Annotated in this window: 20 protein-coding genes; 13 read left to right on the plus strand and 7 right to left on the minus strand. The window is 39.5% G+C overall.

The annotated features are described in order from the left end of the window. Positions 1-154: 154 nt before the first annotated feature. Positions 155-1,615, plus strand: a complete 1,461-nt coding sequence (locus QNH17_RS02335; RefSeq protein WP_283877217.1) for a PAS domain-containing sensor histidine kinase — start codon at positions 155-157, stop codon at positions 1,613-1,615. Positions 1,616-1,672: 57 nt separating this feature from the next. Here the strand turns inward: QNH17_RS02335 and QNH17_RS02340 are convergent, their stop codons facing one another. Next, positions 1,673-2,209, minus strand: coding sequence for a ribonuclease H-like YkuK family protein (locus tag QNH17_RS02340; RefSeq protein WP_283877218.1), 537 nt, complete (start codon positions 2,207-2,209; stop codon positions 1,673-1,675). A gap of 316 nt (positions 2,210-2,525) precedes the next feature. Here QNH17_RS02340 and QNH17_RS02345 point away from each other — a divergent pair, with 316 nt between their 5' ends. After that, entirely contained in the window at positions 2,526-2,690 is a 165-nt protein-coding gene (locus tag QNH17_RS02345; RefSeq protein ID WP_283877219.1) for a hypothetical protein, read from the plus strand. A 342-nt stretch (positions 2,691-3,032) separates the two neighbouring features. Beyond that, positions 3,033-5,414, plus strand: a complete 2,382-nt coding sequence (locus tag QNH17_RS02350) for a M14 family zinc carboxypeptidase (RefSeq protein ID WP_283877220.1) — start codon at positions 3,033-3,035, stop codon at positions 5,412-5,414. Positions 5,415-5,555: 141 nt separating this feature from the next. Here QNH17_RS02350 and QNH17_RS02355 read toward each other — a convergent pair whose 3' ends face one another. Together QNH17_RS02355 and QNH17_RS02360 are read right to left on the minus strand one after the other, a co-directional pair. After that, positions 5,556-7,220 (minus strand): M14 family metallopeptidase, encoded by a 1,665-nt coding sequence (locus QNH17_RS02355; RefSeq protein ID WP_283877221.1) that lies wholly within the window; start codon positions 7,218-7,220, stop codon positions 5,556-5,558. After that, complete coding sequence (locus QNH17_RS02360; RefSeq protein ID WP_283877222.1) at positions 7,181-7,963, minus strand: hypothetical protein; 783 nt, start codon at positions 7,961-7,963, stop codon at positions 7,181-7,183. The genes QNH17_RS02355 and QNH17_RS02360 overlap by 40 nt, the downstream gene beginning before the upstream one ends. Before the next feature lie 1,107 nt (positions 7,964-9,070). Between QNH17_RS02360 and QNH17_RS02365 the strand changes: the two genes are divergently transcribed. The 3 genes from QNH17_RS02365 to QNH17_RS02375 all read left to right on the plus strand — a co-directional run bounded on the left by QNH17_RS02365 (position 9,071) and on the right by QNH17_RS02375 (position 11,478). Beyond that, positions 9,071-10,144 (plus strand): DUF2157 domain-containing protein, encoded by a 1,074-nt coding sequence (locus QNH17_RS02365; RefSeq protein WP_283877223.1) that lies wholly within the window; start codon positions 9,071-9,073, stop codon positions 10,142-10,144. Further along, complete coding sequence (locus tag QNH17_RS02370) at positions 10,137-10,667, plus strand: GDYXXLXY domain-containing protein (protein WP_283877224.1); 531 nt, start codon at positions 10,137-10,139, stop codon at positions 10,665-10,667. The genes QNH17_RS02365 and QNH17_RS02370 overlap by 8 nt, the downstream gene beginning before the upstream one ends. A 214-nt stretch (positions 10,668-10,881) precedes the next feature. After that, positions 10,882-11,478: a biotin transporter BioY gene (locus QNH17_RS02375; protein WP_283877225.1), complete on the plus strand. Its 597-nt coding sequence runs from the start codon at positions 10,882-10,884 to the stop codon at positions 11,476-11,478. Between the two features lie 91 nt (positions 11,479-11,569). Here QNH17_RS02375 and QNH17_RS02380 read toward each other — a convergent pair whose 3' ends face one another. After that, positions 11,570-12,817, minus strand: a complete 1,248-nt coding sequence (locus QNH17_RS02380) for a GGDEF domain-containing protein (protein WP_283877226.1) — start codon at positions 12,815-12,817, stop codon at positions 11,570-11,572. 429 nt (positions 12,818-13,246) lie between these two features. On the opposite strand from QNH17_RS02380, the gene QNH17_RS02385 reads away from it, so the two are divergent. Continuing rightward, the gene (locus QNH17_RS02385) at positions 13,247-14,122 is read left to right on the plus strand and encodes a 6-phosphofructokinase (protein WP_283877227.1); all 876 of its coding nucleotides are present in this window, start codon (positions 13,247-13,249) and stop codon (positions 14,120-14,122) included. Positions 14,123-14,241: 119 nt separating this feature from the next. Here QNH17_RS02385 and QNH17_RS02390 read toward each other — a convergent pair whose 3' ends face one another. Then, on the minus strand, positions 14,242-15,189 hold the full coding sequence (locus QNH17_RS02390) for an iron-hydroxamate ABC transporter substrate-binding protein (RefSeq protein ID WP_283877228.1): 948 nt from the start codon (positions 15,187-15,189) through the stop codon (positions 14,242-14,244). Between the two features lie 361 nt (positions 15,190-15,550). On the opposite strand from QNH17_RS02390, the gene QNH17_RS02395 reads away from it, so the two are divergent. The 4 genes from QNH17_RS02395 to QNH17_RS02410 are packed head-to-tail and all read left to right on the plus strand — an operon-like array spanning position 15,551 to position 19,362. Next, positions 15,551-16,507: a FecCD family ABC transporter permease gene (locus QNH17_RS02395; RefSeq protein WP_283879409.1), complete on the plus strand. Its 957-nt coding sequence runs from the start codon at positions 15,551-15,553 to the stop codon at positions 16,505-16,507. Next, a complete protein-coding gene (locus tag QNH17_RS02400; RefSeq protein ID WP_283877229.1) occupies positions 16,507-17,526 on the plus strand; it encodes a FecCD family ABC transporter permease in 1,020 nt (339 codons plus the stop codon). The genes QNH17_RS02395 and QNH17_RS02400 overlap by 1 nt, the downstream gene beginning before the upstream one ends. Positions 17,527-17,543: 17 nt before the next feature. Next, positions 17,544-18,368 (plus strand): ABC transporter ATP-binding protein, encoded by an 825-nt coding sequence (locus QNH17_RS02405; RefSeq protein ID WP_283877230.1) that lies wholly within the window; start codon positions 17,544-17,546, stop codon positions 18,366-18,368. Between the two features lie 19 nt (positions 18,369-18,387). Beyond that, positions 18,388-19,362: an NAD(P)/FAD-dependent oxidoreductase gene (locus QNH17_RS02410; RefSeq protein ID WP_481858563.1), complete on the plus strand. Its 975-nt coding sequence runs from the start codon at positions 18,388-18,390 to the stop codon at positions 19,360-19,362. Positions 19,363-19,501: 139 nt separating this feature from the next. Here the strand turns inward: QNH17_RS02410 and QNH17_RS02415 are convergent, their stop codons facing one another. Both QNH17_RS02415 and QNH17_RS02420 read right to left on the minus strand, forming a co-directional pair. Continuing rightward, positions 19,502-20,704: an MFS transporter gene (locus QNH17_RS02415; protein ID WP_283877232.1), complete on the minus strand. Its 1,203-nt coding sequence runs from the start codon at positions 20,702-20,704 to the stop codon at positions 19,502-19,504. A gap of 197 nt (positions 20,705-20,901) precedes the next feature. Next, a complete protein-coding gene (locus QNH17_RS02420) occupies positions 20,902-21,636 on the minus strand; it encodes an IclR family transcriptional regulator (protein WP_283877233.1) in 735 nt (244 codons plus the stop codon). A gap of 182 nt (positions 21,637-21,818) precedes the next feature. Between QNH17_RS02420 and QNH17_RS02425 the strand changes: the two genes are divergently transcribed. Both QNH17_RS02425 and QNH17_RS02430 read left to right on the plus strand, forming a co-directional pair. Next, a complete protein-coding gene (locus QNH17_RS02425) occupies positions 21,819-22,673 on the plus strand; it encodes a dimethylarginine dimethylaminohydrolase family protein (RefSeq protein WP_283879410.1) in 855 nt (284 codons plus the stop codon). 17 nt (positions 22,674-22,690) lie between these two features. Beyond that, positions 22,691-23,452, plus strand: a complete 762-nt coding sequence (locus QNH17_RS02430) for a dimethylarginine dimethylaminohydrolase family protein (RefSeq protein ID WP_283877235.1) — start codon at positions 22,691-22,693, stop codon at positions 23,450-23,452. Positions 23,453-23,494: the final 42 nt, after the last annotated feature.

The raw sequence follows: 23,494 nt of genomic DNA on the forward strand, positions 1-23,494 counted from the left end.
GCCTGACACCCCACTTTACACCCTACCTGACACTCCACTTTACACTGTCCTAACACCATACTGATATCCGACTTGTAAAATTCTTCTTTTCTTTATCGAAAAACTCTGTAAAATGGAGATTAAGAGTATAATTGATGTGTTTGGAGAGATCTCTATGTCAAAGTTTTTCCCGATTTTTACAAATGAGAAGGATTCTGTGGTTTATAATCCAGATGATTTAATTGACTTATTTTTAGACTGTACAGCGGACGGGATTTGTATGGTTGATATGGAGAATCGGTTTATTCGAGTGAACCATGTATATACGAAAATATTTGGCTATACAGAGGACGATGTAATAGGTAGAAGAATTGATGAATTTCCAAATCCGGACATAGTGAATGAAACGATAGAATCAGTTAAACGTGGTAAAGCATTTTCCGATATGGTTACTCAACAATACCATAAAGATGGGTCCATTCTTGATATTGCAGTTTCGTATTCCCCTTTTCGAAATCGTTGTGGGGAGATTATTGCCGTCCTGGCAATCTTTCGGGATATTACGGAGCATATTAATATTGAAAGAGAATTAAAAAGAACACGTGAGATGTACAAGCTAATTACAGAAAATACAACAGATATGATTAAGGTTTATACAACAGATGGAAAGGTCCTTTATGCATCTCCATCCCATGAAGAAGGAATTGGGTATACTCCTGATCAATTATTAGGTAAAAATGTCTATGACCTTATCTTGCCAGAGGAAATTGACCATTTTGAAAAAGTTTATCAACGCCTGATAAAAACGAAGGAACCTCAATTGCTCCAAACGCAGGTCAAAACGGGTGATAATGAAGTAATCTATTCAGAGACAATGATTTCTCCCATCTTAAATGAACAAGGCGAAATCGATTCGTATGTTACGGTTGGCAGAAATATTACGGACCGAGTTAAAAATGATGAAGCCCTCCGAAATTTAGATCGTCTCTCTATTATCGGACAATTAGCAGCAGGGGTTGCTCACGAGATCCGAAATCCTCTAACTTCATTAAAGGGATTTTCAAAGTTGTTAAAAGAGACACTTAACAAAGAGAAACAAGGTGAATATTTATCAATCATCATGAACGAACTAGATCGTATTGATATTATCGTCAATGAATTTATGTCGTTGGCAAAGCCACAGGCGATTCTATTTGAACAAGAAAGTTTACATACAATCTTAGAAAGTACGGTTAATATTTTACATCCACAGGCATTGTTGCATAATGTTCAGATTAAAAATCATTATCGAAAAAATGATATCATTTTAAATTGCAATCCTAATCAATTGAAACAGGTTTTTGTTAATTTTTTAAAAAATGCAATTGAATCGATGCCATTTGGCGGGAATGTCAATATTCATGTCCAAAGGATGGAAGGCAATTACGTGCAGATACGTTTTTCAGATGAAGGGATGGGAATTGACACCGAATTGATGCGCTTTTTGGGAACACCGTTCTATACGACGAAGGACAAAGGAATTGGACTCGGCCTAACCGTCAGCAATAAAATTATCCAGGAACACAACGGCACCATGAACATTGAAAGTAAAATGGGCAGGGGCACAACCGTTAAAGTTGAACTGGAATGTGTTTAAATTTGGAGAATAAAAAAGGGTGTCAGGCACCACGGAGTTACGTGATGTCTGATACCCTTATTTGGTGTATCGATTTGCGTAGCTGGAAGCAACAAAGGCGTTTGGTTTGATTTTTGGTTCAACGCCCATAGATTCAATTCTGGTAACCATTTCTTTCACAAACTCACTTGTCTTGTTCCGCTTTCCTGCACCAATATCAATATGCCCCTCCATGGTGAAGGTTGCTCCTTGATAGATATAGGGAAGGACAAGATTGATTAACTCATTTTTCCTATCTTCGGTGAACATCGAAACAATTTCTTCCGTTAATGATAGTTCAAGAGATATCCGCTCATGCAAGTGTGTCATTTTCCTAGGAATGACCACCTTCCTTATGCACGCCCATACGCCTTTTCCCTTATTCTGAATAACAAGCCCGGTAATAAAAACAGTCGTAGATTTATGGACTTGAGAATCTGTGCCGACCATTAGTTTATAGTTTCCATTAGGATCTACCTTCATGAATGATACGATTCGTTCAAATACCTGCTCGAAGGACATCCCATTTTCTTGGAGATTTTGAAACAAATCTTGATAACCTCCGCTTTTTTTCATATTGAAGCACCACATCTTTCCTTTCCAACTGAAAAAGTTTAGTCTCGCCTCTTATTCCTATCTTATGGAAAGAGTTATATAGTCGTGCAGCCATTGAAATAAATGATCTTCTTAGAAATGTATGTAGAAAGGTGCGCAAAAATGCCAGATGGTTGTCTAAGGTGTCAGGCACCGCTCGTGGACAAATGCTTCACTTGTACGAAAACGAAAAATTCGATCAGCTTTTTTTCTAAAAACAATTATATGCCTAACAATATTTGTGCCAGTCCATCATTAGATAAAGAAAAGAAACTAAAAAGAATAGGGATGGATGGAGATGGCAAAGAGAAACCGAGGGAAAACAATCAGCTACCTGCCTTCAAATGGGCGCGGAACCTGCCCGATATGTGAAAGAACAAGAATCAAACTACTATATCCACATCAAACAGAAACAAACGAAACCATTAAAGTTTGCAAATATTGCCGGGATAAAAAATATTAATAAACTAAAGGTGTCAGGCACCACTCGTGGACATTTTTCTTTTTTGAGTGGAACGTTAGAAACAAATTTATAATGAGAAAACAAGGGCACCCTAATTAATATAGGTGCCTTTTTGTGCCTTAAACTGGCTTATAGAGTCCGCGTGAGACGGAAAAATTGCCGCGAGTGTCTTTTTACGGTGCCTGACACCAAACTATATCTTTTGACCCATATTTGGTAATGAATGGGTTTTCTGTTTGGTATTTTGGTAGGATGGAATTATTTCAGGTTTCGTAATAAAATAAGTCTCACGGAATAAAAATACATAGAAACTAATAATGATACATAGGCGGAGGGGTACATATGAAAAAGAAGAAGGCGGTTGCTGGTCTACTGACTATAGGTTTGTTAACGTCAGCTCCATGGTCTGTTGGACTTGCTGAGGCTCCAAAATGGACAAACGTTAATGCATATGAAGAACAAAATGGAAGCTTGTTTAATAGTGAAAACTATGATTTTGTTAAATTCTCGCAAATTGGCTCAAAGTTAGCTGACATACAAAAGCAGTCTAATAGAGTTAAAGTGGAGGTACGCGGAAAATCAGCGGATGGCCATCCTCTATATGTTGTAACGATTGCAGACCCAACTACGCAAGGAAAGTTTGGAAAAATCCAATCCCTAAGAAAACAAATGTTTAAAAACCCTGGTAAGGCGCAAGATTGGATTAAAAATAACCCTGACTTTAAAGTTCCAATCATGATTAACGGTTCTATTCATGGAACAGAATTCGTTGGTTCTGATGCACTTCTTCAGCTTATTGAACGCTTTGCAACACAGAATGACCAGGAGACCAAAAATATTTTAGAAAATAATATTCTGATCTTCAATGTCGTTCAAAACCCTGATGGACGTGTGAATGCTACTCGTTTTAATGGAGAGGGTATTGACTTGAATCGTGACTTTATTACCCAGTCACAGCCAGAAACGAAAGAAACGGTTGAACTTATTAAAGAATGGAATCCGATGGTATTCCTTGATACACATGGATACGTGAAAAACTACGGTCCGAACTTACAAGGATTAATCGAACCATGTACGCCGCCGCATAACCCTAACTATGAGTATGACCTTTATAATAAGTGGGCTATTGAACAAGCGAAAGCAATGGAAGCATCAATAATGAAAGATAAGGTTAATTATAAGGGAAACCTATATCAAAGCATGTTAGGTGCTTACGTTCCACAGCGGGATGATGCTGCTGGATGGGATGATTATCCGCCAATCTTTACACCAATGTACGCCATGTACCACGGGGCTTATGGCCATACATTAGAGGCACCGACCAATGATTTAGACGGTGTTCGCTGGCAATACAACGCCATATTAGGCGCGTTAAAATTTGCTACAGAAAATAAACAAGGCATGATCACAGACCAAATCGAAATGTTTAAACGAGGGATTAACTTTGATCATCCATTCCATCAAGATGGTTTCTTCCCGAAAGCCTATATCCTACCAGTTGACGAGAAGGACCCAACTGTAATGAATAAGGCTGTTAATCACTTAATTAATAATGATATTGATGTGGTTCAAGCTACGAAGGCCTTTACGGCAGATGGAAAAACCTATCCAAAAGGAACCTATCTTGTTCAAATAGATCAAGCAAAGGCTGGTCTAGCTAATACAATGCTGTGGGATGGAGAAGATATCTCTAACGATACGCCAGCAATGTATGATATTTCTGCCTGGAGTTTACCAGAGCTTTGGGGCTTTGAAGCGGTGCCAACACAAAGCACGGTGGATGTGTCAGCAACAAAGGTTAATCAAGTCACAGGTCAAGGATCCGTTTCTGGTAAGGGGCCATTCTTGATTCCAAACAGCTCCGTTAAAGCTGTTAATCTAGTAAATACATTGTTACAACAAGGTGTTTCTGTAAAGCGTGATGCAGAGGGGAACTTCTACACAGAAGCGGCGGCGAACCAAATTTCAGCAGCTGTGAAAGCATCAGGATTACAGGTTGCATCTACAGATAAGGTGCCTGCTGATGCAGTGGGGTTAACTAAATTGAAGGTAGCCATTTTGAAGGATGGCGGAATGGGCAAAGTCCAGTCCCATAGCGGAACGAAGCTTGCTTTGAAACGACTTGGCTTTGATGTGACTGAAGTGACGCCAGTGGAAGTAGCAGAAAAAGGGCTCGAAGGGTTCGATACCTTTGTTTATAGCGGTACAGAAGGCCTTATTTCAAAAACTCCAACCGCAGCTAACAAAGAATTCGGCTTCCAAAATGCAGGGCAGTTCGATTTGTTTAAGGCAAATGTTAATAATTTTGTCAGCAACGGCGGCAAGTATATTGCTGTGGGAGCAGGGGCATCAAACGCAACAAAAACTCTTGGTCTTACCGACGATGGAATTAATCCTGCTGGATCAAATAGCAATGGAATCGTGAAGGTTAACTATGAAGGAACTGGCCTAACTGCTGGCTATGGCCAGAACGACCTTGGTTTTGTTTATCGCCCGGTTTGGTATACCGGTACAGATAATGATGAAGTTGTTGCAACTCTAGCAAACACTGATGATTTCTTTATGGCAGGCCATTGGATTAATAGAAAAGAAGAGGCCAAGGGTCAGGCTGTAATCGTCAAAGAGAAGGATAAGGATGTAACAATGATTGGTTTAGAAGCAGGCTTCCGTGATCATACAGATTACCTATTCCGCCTATTATCTAATGCCATTTTTGAAAAGTAAAAAAAAAGCGAAAGCCCGGATCAGATAAATGAACCGGGCTATTTGTTATGCATTAAAGGTAAGTAAAGTGCGTCATAAAAATCCCTTAAAAGTAAGGCCAAATAAAAAAAGAGCTGACCTAAGGGCCAGCCCTTCCCTAGATTACTTGATTGTAATTGTAGCAGAATTATAGTTATTCTTCTCTTTACTAATTGGGTTATAATTCTTTTCAATGTTTCCTGCTGCGTCTATAGCGAACCATTTCAATGTTGTCGTTTTATCAATTTTTAAAGCTTCGGCATCTTCACGAATGCCGCTTAAATTAATTTTTGCAGATTCAAAGGTAGGACGGCTGCCGTCAAGGGTATAATAAATAGTCGCAGGCTCGCTAGTCTTAAAGGTAACATCTACTGGTCCAGTGAATTTACCGCTTCCTGGTACAACTTGGGAAGTCGGACGCTGATGGTCCTTCGACTGATTGTAGGCAACTTTAAACATCCCTATTAAACCATTTGCAAATTCCATGGCTTCTTCGTGCCCTTCTTCAAAAGATGGCTGGAATCCAACTGCTTGCCATTGTTGTGTCTCCTTATTCCATAAATCCGCACCAACTTCAAAATCCCAAGCATAGATCCCTTTTTCATACCATAGGTAGTCTGCGGAATTTCCCGCTGCAGAGTAAAGAACATCTGGAACTGGACCAGTGCGGCTCGGAAGAATGACTGTGCCGCGATAATCCTGAATATCGTTTAGAATCGTATCGGAAGCTGCCCAGTAAAAGGCTTCTTCACCAGCAGTTGGACGTGGCAGAGTTGTACGATTTGCATCGTAGGCACCAGGTGACCACATAAAGTAACCCCCATAGCTATGAATATTCATGGCAAATTTAATGTTAGGATTTTCATTGGCTAACCAAACTATGTTTTTAGCTTCTGGTTCAGAGGTTTCCGCAGGGCCTGCATAGGTTCCACTAGTACAATTTGTTGTGGATGCACCAATAAATCCATCAAATGCAGAACCTACAGAATGGTTTCGATTAATATCAACTCCCCAAGAATTACGGGATCCTGGATCAGATTGAGCAGGACCACAATAATTGGTCATATTTTTCCGCTGCATGTTGTAGTCATAGAAAGTGTAATGCGCACCATCAGGATTTACAGACGGTACAAGGAAAATATCCAAGTTATCTACAAGGCGTTTCGTTTCGCCGTCGTGTGCATAATTTCGGAGTAAGCGCTCTGCTGTTTCAATCGTCACTAGCGGTGTAACCCATTCACGGGCGTGCTCTTGTGCATACCCTAAAACACCTGGTTTCGAGCCATCACGATGTTTCCCAATACGAATCGCTTTTACGGTAAAAGGCTCACGGGAAATGTTTGCTGGTGCTTTTAAACCGTCCGTTAATTTCGCAGTAGCTGGTAAAACAGTTCCTGTCCCAGCATTGCCGCGATATGTATTAGCGGTGATGAGTGAACTTGCAGAAGAGTCAGCATTTATGGCATCTATCACTTGTTTCGCCGTACTGGTAATCTGGCCAGAAGAGTCAGATGCTAAAGAGACTGAAACCTTTTTCCCCTCGACGTTAATTTTTAAGGAAGAATCATTACTTTTAGGATCCTTGAACTCTACTGAAATATCATTACCGCCTTCATGGCCCCATGCTTTGGATGTAACTACAACAGAGGTAGCCTGGGTGCTGCCTATTTGAGCTTGTGCAAGTCGTCTATATCCATTTGTTTTATTAGGCATTTCAATGATATCTACTAAACCAGGAAACTCTTTTGCTAGTTTTTCAGCCCGTTCATATAATTCTGTTGGATCCATATATGGTCAACAAAGTCTTTGACATAGTGTGTCTGCGGATTCCCAGGCTTGTCCGCTCCGAGCCATTCCGTAACAGGGCTTGAAACAGTTCCACCAAGGTTACTTGCTAACTTTACAGAAGCTGGGATAGTGCTCACGGGAACCTCAAGATAATGATATAAGTATTCACCGGCATCCACCTTTCTGGAGAGTGTGGCCGATTTTTCAACGCCGTTTTCTGTCCAAGTAGCTGTAAGTGCGGTGCTTGCTGAAACACCTGCAGTTGATTTCGCCTCGATATAGAGAAAGGTTTCAGATTGGTTTGTGTAGTAATTGGCGCGAAGGATTTTAAGAGAATCCTCAGAAGCCGTCAAGTTTGACTCTTGTTGTAAAGCCGTTTGTCTCTCTACCGTTCTCGTATTCCATTGCTTTTCTGTGATCAGTGTGTCTTTTACCTTAATTCCAAATGTTTTTAACATGGCAATCTCAGTTGGTGTAACAACCGCATCCATTTCAAAAATTCCATTGTTTTCACTGGCCCGGTGTGTAAGGTCAATGCCTAACTCTAAAAGTTTATCCTTTGCATTCTGATTAGGTACCTCTAGTTGAACGATTGAGAAGGATTCTGCCTTTGGCAGCGGTAGATCGGGCTGCCCAGCTGCGCTGGCGGATGTACTAAAATCTGGATTGAATACCGAAAAGCCTAATCCAGTCATAGCAGTCATGACCATCAAATTCTTTTTCCATTTTTGTCTCTTTTTCACGAAATTACTGCACCTCCTGATTTATCACTAAATTTTGATGATACAAGCCAATATTAAATATAATTTTGAGAATACCTTGTCGAAATTACCGAACGGTACTCATAATTCGTCCTACAAAAATTTCGGTGTTCGAAGAATTGAATATTATTTTAGAAAATTGATTATTTAGGAAATATTATCCAGTACAAAAGTTTTAGGTATATCTAGGAAACTGTCGAATTAGGGAATAAATGCTTCGAAGTGCGCTATTTTATAATATTGTTATGACAAAATCCAACTTGATTTGTGTCTCATTCCCTGTAGCTTTCTGTCGAATCCTACAAGTTTATGAAGATTCTTTTTTTAGCAATTTGCACCACATTTTGCTGATTGCCCGGCTTTAAAACTTTTAAAAAAACTATATTGAACTTTATAAAGAACGATCTTTCTGTAAAATAGGAGTTTTCCCATTATGGTTTGGGAGGATACGGTAAAAATCGCAATATTGATTGTTTAACTATCCAATGCCTAACCTAGATATTTTATATAGAAGGGGGAAATTGCTGTTGCAGCACTTCCCGTGGAGGTAATATTATGCTCACAGCGGTAAATGAAGGGGGCGTCCATTGCCCCTGGAGGTAAAATTATGCTCCCAACGGTAAATGAAGGGGTCTTCCATTGCCCGTGAAGGTAAAATTATGCTCCCAACGGTAAATGAAGGGGTCTTTCATTGCCCATGGAGGTAAAATTATGCTCACAGCGGTAAATGAAGGGGGCGTCCATTGCCCCTGGAGGTAAAATTATGCTCCCAACGGTAAATGAAGGGGTCTTCCATTGCCCGTGAAGGTAAAATTATGCTCCCAACGGTAAATGAAGGGGTCTTCCATTGCCCGTGAAGGTAAAATTATACACTCAACGGTAAATGAAGGGGTCTTCCATTGCCCATGAAGGTAAAATAAAGCTCCCAACGGTAAATGAAGGGTCTTACATTTCTCCCAGGCAATTGATGCACTCTTTTATAAAAGGATATAAATACTACTTGTCGAATAAACATAATTGTAAAGAATTGGTTTGGAGTTGGTTGAAGGGGAGCAATTAGAAAAATAGATGCGAAAAGGGGTGGGATGATTGACAAAACGTATCGTAAAACAGAATGAATTAAATTTTTTAAAGAGGGAACTTAAGTACTTAGAAGATTCGGAGATTCTGCCAGAAGGTAAGGCCCAAGAGATAGAGGCACTTTACGAAGTGCAGAAACTTTCGTTTACAAAAACACTTTTGTATGTGGGTTCGATTTTAATTGGGGCAGGAGTGCTCAGTTTTATCGCGAGCAATTGGGATGAGATTGGAAAAACCGTGAAATTCCTTCTAATTATCGCCTTGTTTATTGCCTGTAATCTTGCGGGCTATAAAATGGAGAAGAACTTTCCTAAGACATCGAAGAGTCTTTATTATTTAGGCTGTCTTGTATTTGGGGCGGGGATTTTTCTTGTCGAGCAAATGTTTCATCTCGGAACCAATTCTCAAAATGCCTTTTTATGGTGGTCGCTTGGCATTTTGTCCTTGGCTTGGGTTTTACGGGAAAAATGGATTTTACTAGCATCTTCCCTTTTTGTCCTCAAGTATATGCTTGATGGCCAATACCTCCTAGGTGTAGACATCCCTTTTTGGACGCTGCTATGGATTGCAGCGATATATATTCTTAATGAAAAAATAGGTTTTTCAAAGTTGACTGGTTTTGTCACTGGCTTGCTGTCGCTGGCATTCATCGGGACAATCATTAGCTATTGTATCAATGGCTATAATTTTGATGATCTTGCTTATGTATACGGTCTAACCTATTTGATTATCGGTGTCGCACTGGTTCTTTCGAAAGGGAAAATTAAAGACGTTTACGTTGTATTAGGCTACCTCGTTCATGGAGCGGCAGCACTTTTATTATCTTTTGAAGACAGCTGGCCGCTCGATTGGCTGTATATTCCTTTTTCCATCCTCTACCTGATTTATGTCTTGTATTTAATCAATAGAGGAAGCCTGCTCAGTATCATCATTCTTTGCGTTATGATTTTTCGTTTTTACCTTGATTTATCCTTTGAGTTTTTACCAAAATCGTTTGTCTTTATCATTGGAGGATTCCTGTTGCTAGGTTTCGGCTTTTATTTTGAAAAACAAAGGAAAAAAGGGGTGAGTGTGCATGAATAAGCGTGCAAAGCAGTTAGTTTTGGCTTGTTGCGTGCCAGTGCTCATTCTTTTAGGTATGTGCGTCAAGCCCCTTTATACCTTGCTTACGGGGGAAGAAATGATTCTTCAAACGAAACCACTGGATCCATCTGATGTATTTAGAGGCGACTATGTGACACTAAAGTATGAAGCGGAAGAAGTCCCGAAAAAATTGGTGGAACAATCAGTGGTCACAAGATTACAAGACCGGGGCGGAGAGTTTGAAGTGTACGTTCTAATGGAGAAAAAGAATGGGGTCCACACACCTATTAAAGTCACCCTTACGAAACCGGATAAGGGAGAATTCCTCAACGGGACGATCAGCTATATCGATAAAGACAACCAAGGCCAAGAAATCGCCTTTATTAGCTACAACTTGGATAACTATTACCTTGAGGACAACACAGGAACAGAATGGGAAAAAGCCTCAGCAAAAGGAGAAATACTAGCAAAACTAAAAGTAAACAACGGCTACGCCATCCTGACCGATATATTCACGAAGTAAAAGAAAGTGTTAAAAATGAGTTTTAAAAGTGGATGTTAAAAGTGGTGTCAGGCACCGTTTGTGGACGAAATCCTTTGTTTTGTCTGCGTGGAGAGGACAGTGGTTCCCCTTGGTGCCTGACACTTTTTTATTGTTAACTATAATTATATTTTAGTTGACAATTGGGCGACCTACCCTTTATTTTAAGATTATAACTATTAATCGGGGTGGGAGTATGAATCGTAAATTAAGAGCGTTGGATTTAACATTAGTGGGAATGTTTGTGGCCCTTATGGCAATAGGGGCTAACATCACCTCTTTAGTACCATTTATGGTGGTGGGCGGAGTTCCAATTACGCTTCAAACTTTTTTTGCTATTTTAGCAGGGGCAATTTTGGGGAGCCGCTTGGGGTCAATTGCCATGGTTGTTTATATGTTAGTAGGACTTGTAGGCGTTCCTGTTTTCTCTAGATTTGGAGCAGGACCTTCAACCATTTTCAGTCCTACCTTCGGCTTTATATTATCGTTTATTTTCACAGCGTTTATTATTGGAAAAATCGTTGAAAAGAAGAAAACCGTGCCAGCCTTTATCATTGCGTCCCTAATCGGAATGGCTGTGAACTACTTCTTTGGTACAAATTGGATGTACTTTGCCTACAAGATATGGGCTGCTGCACCGGAAGGTTTTACTTACAAAATGGCCTGGCTATGGATGGTAGTGCCATTGCCAAAGGACATCATCTTAGCAGTCTTAGCGGGAATCATGGCTCACAGACTCGAAAAATCAGTCCTATCCAAAGGGCAATTTAAACATTTAAAGCGTGTTTCTTAAGATAAATTGGACCAAACAAAATGTCCGCCTAAGGCGGACGTTTGTCTTTTGTTGGTGCCTGACACCACTAACGACACCATTAATGCTACCATTATTTCAATTCCACTGATAAGAGGGCATTTTCGTAGGATACTTTGTTTCGTCCAAGTTGTTTGGATTGTAACAGGAGTTGGTCCGCTTGTATGTATGCCTTTTCCATGGAGATTTGATCATTTGCTGTATAGAAATACAGTCCAAATGATGCTGTGTAAGAAATAGACAAATTCTCCCCATTAAATTCTACATCTACATAATTGTTTTTGACCCCGTTTAGCATCCTATGAACAAGTTCCAAAGTAACCTCGAAATTTCTTTTTCTAAGACAAAGAGTGAATTCCTCACCACCGCTTCGGAACAAATAATCATTTTCACTGAGATAGCTCTTTAATGTCCTGGCGAAGTGCTGAATCACTTTATCACCAACCGCGTGATTGTAATTATCATTAATACGTTTAAATTTATCGATGTCAGCAACGACAATCCCAATTCTTTCCCCGGTTCGATTTAACTCGGCCATTTTTTTATCCATAAAGGTTCGATTGAAAACTCCAGTTAAAAAGTCTGTATAGGCCATCTGCTCGAACTTGTCACGTTCCAGTTTGTGTTGAATACTTTGTGATTTGGAATGGTAGGAACGGCTTACAATGTAATTCAGAATAAAAAGGCTAATCAACATCTCCCATTTATCCTCTTTTAAAAAGAGAAATAAAAGTCCATTTGTAAAGGCCACTGTACCATAATCAAGCCAACTTCTGCTTTTTAAAACAAATTTGATACCCTCTTTTATGGTTTTAAAATCTCCAAGAATATATAAGGCAACTACCAAGGAGATGCTTGAAAGAATCAAAGAAATACTTACTATAATCAACATTAAAATCCAAAAGCCAAAAGGGAAGCCATTAAAGCTCGTCTGTAAGTGGAGAAACAAAAAATAAGCTATTGAGTTAGTAATTACGAATGAGCCAATATTATATAAGGTATCTAAAAATTCATTTGGATCAGCAGTTTTGGTCCACTTTTTATAAAAATATACTGTAAAACGATAAATAAATTCAAATACGAATAAGCCTACCGGCCCAGCAAATAGTGCAAAGGAAGAATCGTAACTAATTCCATGTTCCCAACTCGTGCTGCCACTTTTAGATAAGACTCGAAGGTGATAATACAGACTAGAGAATAACCAAAATAATGCTAATGCTTTAAAAAAATCAGTTTGATTAATTAAAATACGGTCTGAACTAAAAGCTATGCCAAGGGCAATAAGAAATAGTGAAATATCATATAGTCTAGCTTTTAGCATAAAAGTTCAGCTCGCTTTCCGAATGCCTAGCCATTCGTTTTTAGTTGCATAATACTATATTTAATAATATCTCCACATTACCAACCGCTTTAACATCATTTCTTAAATTACAATCAAATTAAGAAAATTAAGTTTAAAGAAGCCTGCCTTAAAAATGGTGCCTGACACCAGCTGAAATACGCAGGGCACCATTTTGGATTTTACCCATGGTTTTATATTCAAAGTGGAAAAACTAATCAAACGTTTGATTAAATTGTGTTAGATGTCGTAAAAGTAAAAATAGTCTTGAAATAAAAAATAGTTATATATTTGGTCTGTGAACGATTACACATAGAATGGGCAAAATAATTACTTAATTGTCTGCTTTTACCTATAATGTTAGAAAACAGTATTACTTGTTTACATCAGAAGAGGAGGCTTGACAGCAGCATGAATGAGAAAAATGTTGGAATAGTGAAAGTAGGGACTATTCCACAAGTTGTTAGTACGGTAATCGATCAATTGGTCTATAGCCTGCAAAAGAAAGGCAATTATCATGTTACGGGAATTCAAACAAATATATTAGTTGACAACCAGTTAGAATATCTTTTCTTTAAAGAGCCAGAGAGCGGAAAAAGGCTATGCTCCTTTTCCAATGCTAGTTGGTTACAACAGCATGACAACATGGTAAAGAATTTTGATATCCTTTATATTTTTTATAACGAGGAAGAAGAAATAGACCTTACTAATCTTAAAAAGGATGATGGATGCCAGATTTTATTCATTCCTATTAATATATTTAGTGAACAGAACTCGGATATCTATCATCTTGGGTTTGATAGTGCAGTAAATGAAGTTGTAAATAATATCCTAAAAGTTAAAGATACGGCTGGTTCCCTGCTATTCTCAAATAAAAGGTTATTCTTGATTAATATTCCTGGAAAGAAGGCAGGAGTTTTCCTAAAAACTGCTGCGGCAGCTCTTCAATGTGAAATAATTGAAGAGGTCTCAAATGCGGAAATAGAACGGGTAACTGATAAGCTTACACAAAGATATCAAGAAGGAAGCAACTATGCTCTTATTTTATTTAATGAAACGATTGCCGAAGTTGCCATTAAGGAGCAAATTTCGGCTGCTTTAGATTTGGATTTTCGTTCCGTCGTGATTGATGAAGCTCAATGTATTGGAGGATATCCAACAGTAAGTGACCGGGTCTATGCGAACGAATTAGCAGAGAAAATGGTTCAATGGGCAGGAGAAGGTCATTCATTCGAGATAGTGCGACTTGAAAGATCTAACCAGATCAGAATAAATTCGTTTGAATGATAGAAGAACTTATACCTAATTCCATTAATGGTTGTAATAATTTCTAAAAAAGTAATTGATAGATCAAAAAATAAAAGGTGTCATCCCACAGGGATGACACCTTTTAGGTATTTTGACCATTATTTTTTAAGGGCAGTTACTACTTCATCAATCGTTTTTTCACTTGCTTTTAGACCGTTAATGGTCCAGTTGGATGGGTCGTTCATTTCATATACATGTCCATTTTTAACCGCATCAAGACCATTCCAGATGGAACTCTTCGCCAATATGTCTAAACCAGCTTCGCCTTTTTTGCTGACAAGGAAGATGTGATCTGCTTTGATTTCTGGTAATTTTTCAAGAGCAATCGGATCCCACTGGACAGCAGCTCCGCCAAGACCTTCAACGAAAGCAGGCTGTTTAATGCCTAAATCCCCATAAAGGACATTGGCACTGAAACGATTGTTTTCCATTAAATAAAACTTATCAGCCATAACCCAAAGAATAGCGGCTGATTCATCACCAATAGCATCATGAACTTTCGTTTTCGCATCCGCCACTTTCGTATCGTAATTGGCTAGAGCCTCTTTTGCTTCTTTCTGTTTACTTAAGATTTCACCCATTTGAGTCAGTTGTTTACGCCAATCAGCATTTACTTCGTCCTTATAAACGTAGGTTGGAGCAATTTTTTTATACTCTTCATATTGTCCCTTTTGAATGGCAGTTGGAGAGCTGAAGATAATTAAATCTGGGTTGTTGTTGATTACTTGTTCAAGTGGAAGGTCCCAGCCGATTTTGGGAACATCTTTTAACTCTGGCTGTAAATAATCTAAGACCGTATCTCCGATTGACCATTGTGCAGCCGGTCTTACCCCTAATGCTACTAGTGAATCCTCTAAATAAGGAGCGATGATTCGTTTTGGATTTGCTGGGATTGTCACTTTACCCTTTGCATCCGTTAATGTCACCTCGGCATTTTTCTTTTCTGTTGTTTTTTCTGTTTTTGTATTATCAGAATTACTGCAAGCACTTACCAAAAATAACATCAGTAATAAAGTAAAAGATAAATAAAAGCGCTTTTTAAGCATGCTTAAACCTCCTAAGATAGTGAATACCTGTTATAATGGTAATGATAATCATTTTCATTTGTAGTGTCAATCAACAAAACCCTTCAAATTAGGTTAATTTGTGAAAGAAGTTTGAAGGATATTATTGGGAGTCGCTTTTATACTGTAAACGTATTGAAAAATGGGTGGTTACTATCTATACTTAATGATAATGATTATCATTCCTTTTACTATTTCGATTTAATAATATATCCAATTTTTCTTTTTTTATCAGAAGAGGTGTTAGTTTTTGAATGCAAAGCAGCACGAGGGCGATTCGTTTGCTCTTCATCATAAAAGAATAAGAACATCCATTAAAGGAACTTTCGTATTAATCACAGGAATGATACTAATCTTAATCTCGATGGGATTATCTATTGCTTACGGGGCAGCGGATATAAAAATGACTACTGTTTGGGAGGCTGTCTCCCATTTTAATCCTGATATGACAACACATCAAATTATTCAAGAAATTCGGATGCCACGAGCAATCGGGGCTGTATTAGTTGGTGCTTTCCTTGCTGTTTCAGGTGCAGTCATGCAGGGCTTAACACGGAATCCGCTCGCTTCCCCATCCATCATGGGCGTGACGGATGGAGCAGCTTTTGCATTAGTCATCACTCTTGCTTTTATTCCAACCGCGACAATGCTGGGGTTGACCTTTTCATCATTTGCAGGGGCAGGTCTTGGCGTAATCCTCGTTTTTACGATTGGAGCTTTTTCAAAGGGAGGATTGACCCCAGTAAAACTCGCTCTGGCCGGGGTGGCAGTGGGTTCGATGCTTAGTGCATTCTCAAGCGCCATTGCTCTTCATACACAAGTGGCAAAGGACATGAGCTTTTGGTATGCTGGAGGATTAACCACCGTAACTTGGGAATCGATTAAGATTCTATTGATCACTGGTGGGATTGGGTTATTACTCGCCCTTTACATCTCAAGGTCAATCACTATCCTTAGTTTAGGCGAAGAAGTTTCAAAAGGGCTTGGACAAAATACACTTTTAGTAAAATCACTTGGCGTGATTGTCGTATTAGTGCTAACTGGTGCTGCTGTATCGGTAGCCGGTGCGATTGGATTTATCGGATTGGTAATTCCGCACATTACCCGATTTATCATTGGTTCAGATTACCGTTGGATTATTCCGATTTCCGCTGTACTTGGAGGACTGTTACTTGTTCTTGCGGATATTGCAGCTAGAATGGTGAATGCTCCGTTTGAAACACCCGTTGGAGCCGTAACGGCAATCATCGGTGTTCCTTTCTTCTTATACCTGGCTCGTGGGGAAAGGAGGGGGCTGTAATGAACCAATCGAAAGCAAAACAGAAAAAATTTATCGTCCTAATTAGCCTTTTATTTATTTTAACAATTATCACTTTTATCATAAGTTTAAACCTTGGTGTCGTACGGATTGCTCCCATCGATGTTTTCAAGACATTAATAGGGCAGGGAACAGCCCGCGACCAACTCGTTTTAGTTGATTTCAGATTACCAAGAATGGTTTTGGCCTTACTGATTGGTGCAGGATTAGCAGTCTCTGGCGCCATTTTGCAAGGTGTGACGAAAAATGAACTAGCCGATCCTGGAATATTAGGTATTAATACTGGAGCAGGATTCATGGTTATCTTGTTTATCTACTTTTTTCAAGGTTCCATGAACAGTGTCAGCACATTTGGTATTTTCTTAATGCCCTTATTCGCCTTAATAGGAGCGGTCATTGCGGCTTTTCTAATTTACGTATTGGCATGGAAAAAAGGAATTGATCCTGTCCGGTTAATTTTAGTCGGGATTGGTGTGAATTCAGGGTTTGGCGCTGCGATTGTTATATTTCAACTCAAAATGAATCCGCAAGACTTCATGCAGGCGGCTGTCTGGCTTTCTGGTGATATTTGGGGAACGAATTGGAGATTTGTCGCCATTCTCGCACCCTTAATTTTGCTGCTTATTCCTTTTGCTTTATACAAAGCACACATCCTAAATATCATGAATTTAGGTGACCAGGTCGCGACTGGCTTAGGGATTTATGTAGAAAAGGAAAGAAGAATCTTGCTTCTAGCAGCAGTGGCGCTTGCAGGTTTCAGTGTCGCAGCTGGGGGAGGAATTGCTTTCCTAGGCTTAGTTGCTCCGCATATTGCGAAAAGATTAATTGGGCCAAAGCACCAGTTATTTTTGCCGCTTACTGCGGTGTTAGGGTCGTTTGTGCTTTTATTGGCAGATACGATTGGCAAAAACCTGCTGGCCCCAACCCAAATACCAGTGGGAATTGTAGTGGCAATATTTAGTGCACCATATTTTATTTTTTTACTAATGAAAGCCAAATAAAAAAGGGGGAACGGATTGTGGTTTCACTTTCTACCGAGAATCTTCAGATTGGTTATGGAGACAAAACGATTGTTGAAAATTTGAATTTACACATAAATAAAGGGGAAATCACAACCATTATCGGCGCAAATGGCTGCGGTAAATCCACCATTTTAAAAACATTAGCACGAGTCCATGCAGCCAAGTCTGGGATCGTCTATTTGGATGGAAAGATGATTCACAAGGTCCCAACAAAAGAAATCGCCAGGAAAATGGCTGTTCTTCCGCAAAGCCCTGAGGCACCCAATGGATTAACGGTCTATGAATTGATTTCATTTGGACGTTCCCCGCATCAAAGTGGATTTGGCAAACTAACGGATAACGACCGGCAAGTGATTGAATGGGCGCTAGAGGTGACTGGACTTAGTCTATTTGCCGATCATCCAGTTGATGCTCTTTCCGGCGGACAGCGTCAACGCGCTTGGATTGCAATGGCCATTGCCCAAGAAACCGATCTCTTGCTGCTTGATGAGCCAACCACCTACCTTGATATGGCGCACCAGCTAGAGATTTTGCAGCTGCTTGAAAAATTAAATAAGGAACAAAGCCGGACAATTGTGATGGTGATTCATGATTTGAACCATGCGTCGAGGTTTTCTCACCATATGGTTGCACTAAGAAAGGGGACTATTGTCAAAGAGGGAAGTGCAGACGAAGTGATGACCCCAGACGTACTAAAAACGGTCTTTCAAATTGATGCTGAAATTGTTAAAGATCCACGGACGAAAAAACCAGTCTGTCTTTGTTATGATTTAATTCAAAAAGAGCCGGCGTTAGATAATCGAAAGGTCATGAATTTCTAGTGAAATGGGATTAGATGGGGTGGGGAATGAAATGAAATTATACGATGTTACCATCATCGGTGGTGGTCCAGTTGGCTTATTTACTGCTTTTTATTGCGGGATGAGAGAGATGGAAACGAAAATAATAGAATTTCTCCCATACTTAGGGGGGAAGGTTTCTTACTTCTATCCAGAAAAGGTGATCCGCGATATTGGCGGGATTCCGGCTGTTTCAGGGGAAAACTTAATTAAACAGCTGGTGGAGCAGGCGCAAACCTTTCAACCAACAATTGTTTTGAATCAACAGGTTGTCGGGTTAGAAAGGCTACCAGATGGGACGTTCCTATTAAAAAGTCACAATGGAGAACAGCACCATACCCGGTCGATTATCTTAGCGACTGGATTCGGAACTTTAAAAAGTGCCAAGCTTGACGTAGAAAATGCAGATCAATATGAAGGACGAAACCTGCGGTATGCGGTGGAAAAGCTGAATGACTATAAAGATAAACATGTGCTTATTTCTGGTGGAGGGAATTCCGCTCTTGATTGGGCGAACGAGCTGCTCCCGATTGCGCGGCATATTACCGTGGTCCATCGCAGACAAGAATTCTCAGGACTTGAACGATCAACCGCGACCATCTTGACTCCGCATGTTTTGGATGCGTTACATGGGGAAGATGGAAGAATTGGGAGTGTTACCGTTAAAAATATTGTAACAAACGACACTCAGATCATTGAAGTGGACGAAGTTCTCGTCAATCATGGTTTCTGTATTGACCTTGGCCCCATCAAGGGATGGGGATTAGAGTTTGAATTTGGAAACATCAAAGTAGACAGCAGAATGCAAACTAATATCGAAGGTATCTTTGCAGCAGGAGACGTCGCAAACTACACAAATAAACTTCACCTGATAGCAGGTGGATTTTCCGAAGGTCCAACCGCCGTAAATAGCGCAAAAGCCTACATAGAACCCCAAAAAGAACTAAAACCCATCTACTCTACCACTCATTTTTAAATGGGTGATATAAAGTGAAGATATAAAGTAGTGATATATAGTGGTGTCAGGCACCGATCGCAGACACTTGTCCTCTCCAGGGGGACACTTCACTATGAAGCAGGCACCATCCAAACTGTCGGATGGTGCCTGCTTGTTGTTAGGTGTTTTGTTTAATTGAACGGGTTTGAAGGTATTTATGTCTGATATAAAAAATTGCTGTCATGATTATCGATATTCCTCCAAAAAGGACGCACATGACCTGCAGGCCGATTAGGTCTAAGAGGAAGCCGCTAATGAGCAGGACAATCTGATAGCTAACACGATCAAGCATGTTTCTAAACGAAAAAAAGCGGCCGTGGAACTCTTTTGGTATCTTTGTTTGAAAAATGGTCGCAGCTGTCGGGAAAAAACAGCCGACAGAAAATCCAAAAAACGCAAAAGCTACGATAGTTATTACCGGTGCATCAGCAAAATAAAGCAGCAGCTGAGAACCCCCGATTAAAAACGAACAGGCAAATAAGATAATGTAGGGGGATGTCCGGTCGCTGATCAACTTAATAAGAAAAGCGCCCAGCATAAAAGAGATTCCTTCAGTTGTGTAAATCCAGCCTTTTATGGCTGAACTATCTTGGAGTTCACTAATGTTAATAACCACAAGGTTAAATCCGCCAAGAAAAAGGACCGGGACCAGTGTCATGATAAGCGTCATCAAGACAATCGGCAGACCTTTAATAATTGGAAAAACATCTTTAAAACTTGTCTTTTCAGTGGGACTATTCTTTTCTATCTGAAGATCCTTTGATTCATCGATACTTAAGAACCAAGTAAGGATAAATAAACCAATATACGCGACCAAAGAACCAACATAAAGCATTGATAAAGGCAGGATAACCAATAAAATCCCGGCCACCGCTGTTCCGATAATGCGAGACAGGGTTGAGACATTCATATGAATACCGTTTAATTGAAGCAAATCCTTTTCAGACACAACCAAAGGAAGCGCTGCTTGAAGTGCTGGAAAATAAAACGCTGCGGAAATCTGCAGCAAGACGAGGAACACAACCATCCACCAGATCGAACCTGTGGCAATCGCAATTAACATGAAGACAACACTGATAGCCCTTACAAATCCAGCCAGAAGCATAACGGTTTTCTTACTTACTTGGTCGGTAAGTCTGCCAGCATAGGGGCCAAATGCAATCCCAGCCAGCAAGCCTGCAGCAAGAAGAAGCGATTTTAGAAAGTCTGATGGGAGTTTCTCTTGCATAAATTCCAAATTTCCAATAACACCGAGCCACAACCCAAGACCCGCAATAAATTCCCCTGTTAACAAAATCCAAACATTCTTATTCCTCAACATACACAGTTTCCCTCAATCCTCTATACAAATCGTACAATCTGAAAATATAATACTATTCAAAATAGTAACAGAAAAGGGTGTCCGGCACCACCTGCAGACAAATGTCCACAGGTGGTGCCGGACACCCTCGTTTGACACCCTCGTTTGACACCCTCGTTTGACACCCTCGTTGATACATTCGCTATTTAAAGCGGAACCTATTTAAATCGAAGTTTGTTAGAAATTTTCCTTCCGTATTCAATGACTCTTTCGATTAGGAAGTTTTTTCGTTCTATTGTTATATTGAAATTGACATATCCAATGCTAATTGCGCCAATTAGTTCATTTAATTGGTTAAAAATAGGCGCAGCTACGGATGATGTGCCTTCTGTTCTCTCCCCGTGGCTCTCCCCATAGCCCATTTTCATTATTTGATTTAATTCAGTTAAAAAAGTATCTCTATCTTCTGCGGCGACTAACTCATTTACGATTTTTAGCCTTTCACTTGGGGGCATATGGGCTAACATGACTTTATTTGCTGCTCCAATGTTTAGTGGAATGCGTAATCCTAATTGATCGTAAATGCGGATCGGATTTTGCTGACAGTCAATTCTTTCAACGATTAATGATTCTAGGCCAATTGGTTTACTGAAATAAACACTCTCTTCAACCTCAAGCATTAATTTTTCCATCTCGGGCCGAATTAATCCTACAAAATCAAAGGTATCATACATCTGTAAGCCATATTCTAGCCAGGTGTTCCCCATTGAATAATGTTTTAGATTTGGATCCTGTTGTATAAGTCCATGATTTTTCATTGATTGTAATAGACGATGCATAGTGCTTACAGGAAGGTCACACTCCTTAGATAAATCAGTAATTGAAAACCATTTCTTTGTTTCATTTCCAACAAGAACTTTGATTACCTGCATGGCTCGATCGATAGTTTGCATATCTCCAGCTCCTATTTAAATTAAGTATCTAAAAAAATAACGAGAACGATTATTCAGTAAATTCAAAATATAAATTGACATGAAATTATTACTACTATAATATCATATTATAAGTTTTCCTGTCAGGGGAAATGAATTCCACTATGCGGAAAAAGAAAGGAGGATCTTCTTTGGCATCATCTATGTATAAAAAACTCAACACAGTTATTGTTAAACACCCAAAAGAAGCTTTTATTAGTCAAGAACATTTAAAAAAGGAATGGAAGAAATTCAACTATATTCATGAACCTGATTTTTCAAAAGCAGAGCATGAATTTGAACAGTTTCTTTCTATTATTCAACAGCATGTCGATCATATTGAATATTTACCCGCGTCAGAACTTGTAGGATTAGATTCTCTCTATGCCCATGACCCTGTTAAATTTACGAAAAAGGGTGCCATTATTTTAAAATCAGGAAAAAAATTACGACAGCCTGAAGCCGAAGTGTACAAACAATTTTTAAAAGAAAAGGACATTCCTATTTTAGGTGAACTTACTGGTAAAGCATTAGCTGACGGGGGAGATCTTGTTTGGCTGGATGATCGCACATTATTAATTGGCCGTGGCTATCGAACGAATGATGAAGCGATCCGCCAAATCAAGGAAATAACTAAAGGTTTAGTGGACGAATGTATCGTTGTCCAGCTTCCGCATGACCAAGGTGAGGACGAATGTCTACATCTTATGTCTTTTATTAGTATCGTAGATGAAAACCTAGCTGTTGTTTACTCTAGATTAATGCCAGTCTTCTTAAGACAAATTCTAATTAAGCGAGGCTTTGAGTTAATTGAAGTTCCCGACGAAGAGTATCATCAACTAGGCTGTAATGTACTTGCCTTGGCACCGAGAATTTGTATGATAGTTTCTGGAAACCCTTACACTAAGCAAAAATTAATGGATGCAGGGGCAACCGTCTATGAATATGAAGGAAATGAAATCTCTTACTTAGGAACAGGTGGTCCAACATGTCTCACCTGCCCTGTTATCCGCACATAATTGAAGGAGGAAAAAATATGTTTAAAAATACAATTGTCAAAACACCCGGGGAGAGCTATATCCATGGCTTAACGACTTCTGACCTAGGAAATCCTATTTTAGAAAAGGCACTCGAGCAGCATAAAGCTTACATCGATGCACTAAAAACCTGTGGAGTAGAAGTAACTGTCCTGCCTAGTCATACGGATTTCCCAGACTCCACCTTTGTAGAAGACACGGCAGTCCTGACGCCTAAGTTTGCGGTTATTTCAAACCCAGGGGCCCCTTCACGTAACGGGGAAATTATCGAGATGGAGTCGACAATAAAGTCCCATTATGAAAACATCTATTATATTAAGTCACCAGGAACCCTTGACGGCGGCGATATTTTACAAATTGAAAATCATTTTTATTTAGGACTTTCTGAAAGAACAAATTTGGAAGGAGCTGAACAATTAAAGCAAATTCTTGAATTGGAACATTACCAGGCGACTATTGTTCAACTAGAAAAGTTTTTCCACCTTAAAACAGGTATTTCTTATCTTGGAAATCAAACAATTGTTGTCGCAGGCGAATTTATAGATCATCCAGTTTTTAATTCCTATACGAAAATTATTGTTCCACCCGAAGAGGAGTATGCAGCGAATTGTATTCGCGTAAACGACTATGTCATCATCCCAGCAGGTTTTCCTCAAACAAAGCAAAAAATGAACGAGGCTGGTTTTCAGACGATTGAGCTCGACATGTCTGAATTTCGTAAATTAGATGGCGGCTTAAGCTGTTTGTCACTACGTTTTTAAGAAACATTGGATTGGAGACTGCTAGAATACAAGGGGTGTGTG

The organism is Neobacillus sp. SuZ13 (genome assembly GCF_030123365.1).
Taxonomy (GTDB): domain Bacteria; phylum Bacillota; class Bacilli; order Bacillales; family Cytobacillaceae; genus Neobacillus.

Coding starts and splice junctions, on each gene's coding strand:
- QNH17_RS02430 (WP_283877235.1), top strand. CDS start 22,691: ATGTTTAAAAATACAATTGTCAAAACACCCGGGGAGAGCTATATCCAT.
- QNH17_RS02395 (WP_283879409.1), top strand. CDS start 15,551: ATGATACTAATCTTAATCTCGATGGGATTATCTATTGCTTACGGGGCA.
- QNH17_RS02380 (WP_283877226.1), bottom strand. CDS start 12,817: ATGCTAAAAGCTAGACTATATGATATTTCACTATTTCTTATTGCCCTT.
- QNH17_RS02420 (WP_283877233.1), bottom strand. CDS start 21,636: ATGCAAACTATCGATCGAGCCATGCAGGTAATCAAAGTTCTTGTTGGA.
- QNH17_RS02400 (WP_283877229.1), top strand. CDS start 16,507: ATGAACCAATCGAAAGCAAAACAGAAAAAATTTATCGTCCTAATTAGC.
- QNH17_RS02385 (WP_283877227.1), top strand. CDS start 13,247: ATGAATGAGAAAAATGTTGGAATAGTGAAAGTAGGGACTATTCCACAA.
- QNH17_RS02425 (WP_283879410.1), top strand. CDS start 21,819: ATGTATAAAAAACTCAACACAGTTATTGTTAAACACCCAAAAGAAGCT.
- QNH17_RS02340 (WP_283877218.1), bottom strand. CDS start 2,209: ATGAAAAAAAGCGGAGGTTATCAAGATTTGTTTCAAAATCTCCAAGAA.
- QNH17_RS02335 (WP_283877217.1), top strand. CDS start 155: ATGTCAAAGTTTTTCCCGATTTTTACAAATGAGAAGGATTCTGTGGTT.
- QNH17_RS02370 (WP_283877224.1), top strand. CDS start 10,137: ATGAATAAGCGTGCAAAGCAGTTAGTTTTGGCTTGTTGCGTGCCAGTG.
- QNH17_RS02355 (WP_283877221.1), bottom strand. CDS start 7,220: ATGGATCCAACAGAATTATATGAACGGGCTGAAAAACTAGCAAAAGAG.
- QNH17_RS02345 (WP_283877219.1), top strand. CDS start 2,526: ATGGCAAAGAGAAACCGAGGGAAAACAATCAGCTACCTGCCTTCAAAT.
- QNH17_RS02375 (WP_283877225.1), top strand. CDS start 10,882: ATGAATCGTAAATTAAGAGCGTTGGATTTAACATTAGTGGGAATGTTT.
- QNH17_RS02350 (WP_283877220.1), top strand. CDS start 3,033: ATGAAAAAGAAGAAGGCGGTTGCTGGTCTACTGACTATAGGTTTGTTA.
- QNH17_RS02415 (WP_283877232.1), bottom strand. CDS start 20,704: ATGTTGAGGAATAAGAATGTTTGGATTTTGTTAACAGGGGAATTTATT.
- QNH17_RS02390 (WP_283877228.1), bottom strand. CDS start 15,189: ATGCTTAAAAAGCGCTTTTATTTATCTTTTACTTTATTACTGATGTTA.